Source organism: Halorubrum sp. C191 (assembly GCF_002727095.1).
In the GTDB taxonomy this organism is placed as follows: Archaea; Halobacteriota; Halobacteria; order Halobacteriales; family Haloferacaceae; genus Halorubrum; species Halorubrum ezzemoulense.
Genome location: NZ_NHNZ01000126.1, coordinates 1 through 2,331 on the forward strand (window position 1 = coordinate 1; position 2,331 = coordinate 2,331).

Below are 2,331 nucleotides of genomic sequence, written 5' to 3' on the forward strand. Positions count from 1 at the left end.
AGAGACAGCGCTTCAGCGCGGGGAGGATGTCAAGCTGGTCGTGGTGACGGCAGCACCCGGTGCCGACGGGGTGGAACAAGGAAGTTGCCACGCCGGCGGGTGAAAACGTACTCCAAAATGCCGTTGTTGACCCGCTGACGGACAGCCGGTGTTTCCGCTGTGATGTCTACGCCGTTCATCGATCGACGGACATCTTCGAAGGCAGAGATGCCTTGTTGTAACGAAGGGAAGTGGAGACTCGCAACCTCTTGATCGGAGCCGATGTCATCTGTTGACTCGAAGTGCCGGCGGAGTAGTCGCACGTTCCCGTCCACGTCTCGATTCGCACGGGCCGCCTTCTGAGCATGCCCAACTCGGGCATATTCACGGGCTTGATCAACGATATCATCTGGGATCTCGTCGATCCCGCTATTATCACCGAGATTCGCACCAACGCCGTCGACGAGGCCTTGCTCTGCGTGGACCGGGCTGAACATCTCCGCCACCCGGTCGTCGTGGTCCTGTTCGAGGTACCAGTCGTCAAGTCGCTGCCGAATGTTCGAAATTGCTTTTGTCGTTCCCCCGGCGAATGGGCCGTCCTCCAGCGTGACGTAATCTTCCGTGGCTTGGTTGCCGACGAAGCCGGCGGTGAACCCCATAAATAGCGGTGAGTCTTCGGGGACCGGTTTCGAGTCGGGGATGCCCGCGACGTCTTGATTCTGTGCTGGAAGGCCCGCTCCAACGAATCCGGTGCGGCGGGAGTCGACGGTGAACGCATCTGTGAGCCGCGCCTCGACGTCGACACCATTCACACGCTCTTTTTCGCCAGTTAGTGCCTCCTCTGCCGCCAACACCGTATCAGCTCGGTCACTCGCAAGGTGGACGACCGCGTCTTGTGTATCGAATGTTGGTGTTTCAAACTCAGACAGTGACTGCGGAGCGGGGAGGTCCACAGCCGCTGGCAGCGACGCTTCGAACCGGCCGAAGTATGCGGGCGAGTAGGCAATTGAGTAGAGCAATCCCTCGTGGCTCCACTCGTACGCGCGATCGATCGTCCCGAGCGCTGTGGCGACGGCCTCGCGCTGGTCGTCCGTTGGTGGGCCCTCACCGTCTACGTTCAGGTATAACAACACTTGATGGGCAGGAAGTAATGAGTTGCCGGCGTCATCACGTCTGATGTAGTCTCGCCACGCGTGCTGGCGAGCAGGCTTCGCATTCGGATCACCAGTGGGAACTGGCCCCGATTCCGTCCGGGCTAGACAGGCCGACAGTGCGCTAGCCCCACCCATCGCGACTACGCGTTTCAAGAACTCACGGCGCGGTCGGTCTCGATCAAAAAAGTCCATATCTACTGATTGTGACCTCGACAGGATGAATGTGCGGCCTTTGGAAAGTTGAGACGCTTACACGCACGAGCGGATGTGATAGGGTTCAGCGATATCGACAACTTCCAGACAGCAGATCAATACAATAAGCGTCTGGGAGGTGAAACTCTTCCCTATCGTGAAGGCCAGTAATCACCGGTTTTTATACCAATTTTCACGAGGAGTATGGTCACCCGCTCGCTCTTCTTACGATCTCATCTCTCTCCCATCTCAGTATTAGTGGTGTACCCAGTGGTTTGTTGATCTGGTTGTCTTTTTCACACACTGATCCTCGTGCTGACTGGTCTACGGATAACTGAGGCGGGTACCTCGGGGTACTTACCGAGGTAGTTTATAAGCGGCAGTAGCGGTACGCGTTCCAACTGTACTGAGCGATCGGTGTTGGGTGTGAAAAGTCTTTTTTAAAACCCTATTGCGGCGGCACTGCGGTGTACGGGGGCACCATGTTGCCGCCGTAATGACAGTCCCTCTGCGATATGTGCTTAATTACTGGACAAGGAGCCCTCCGTCGACAATAATTGGCTGCCCCATCACGTAAGAAGAGTCCTCAGAACAGAGCCAAACGACAGTATCGGCTATCTCTTGGGGCTCACCGAGGCGTCCTGCTGGAATACCTGCAGTGATGCGGTCCATCTCTTCGCTGTTGTCCTCACCCGCTTGTTGGACCATTGGCGTGTCGATGACACCCGGACAGACTGCGTTGAACCGGACACCATCCTCAGCGTAGTCAACTGTTGCCCGCCGAGTGAGCCCAATAACGCCGTGTTTACTGGCCGCGTAGTGTGCGCTCCCGTTCGCACTCACGCCAGCGACTGAGGAAGTGTTGACAATAGCCCCACCACCTCGTTCAATCATCTCTGGAATCTCGGCTTTCAGACATCGCCAAACGCCTTTCAGATTCACGTCGATCATCCGATCCCACTGCGCCTCGTCGTATTCAGCTAGGCGTGTCTCTTATACACATCTC

1 protein-coding gene and 1 pseudogene are annotated in these 2,331 nt (G+C 56.8%); both read right to left on the bottom strand.

Going from position 1 to position 2,331, the window contains the following annotated elements:
* Positions 1–29 precede the first annotated feature (29 nt).
* Positions 30–1,325: a Tat pathway signal protein gene (locus tag Z052_RS12685; RefSeq protein WP_094579702.1), complete on the bottom strand. Its 1,296-nt coding sequence runs from the start codon at positions 1,323–1,325 to the stop codon at positions 30–32.
* A gap of 525 nt (positions 1,326–1,850) precedes the next feature.
* Positions 1,851–2,303 (bottom strand): annotated as a pseudogene (locus Z052_RS12690) (SDR family NAD(P)-dependent oxidoreductase); the annotation flags it as partial.
* Between the last annotated feature and the right edge of the window lie 28 nt (positions 2,304–2,331).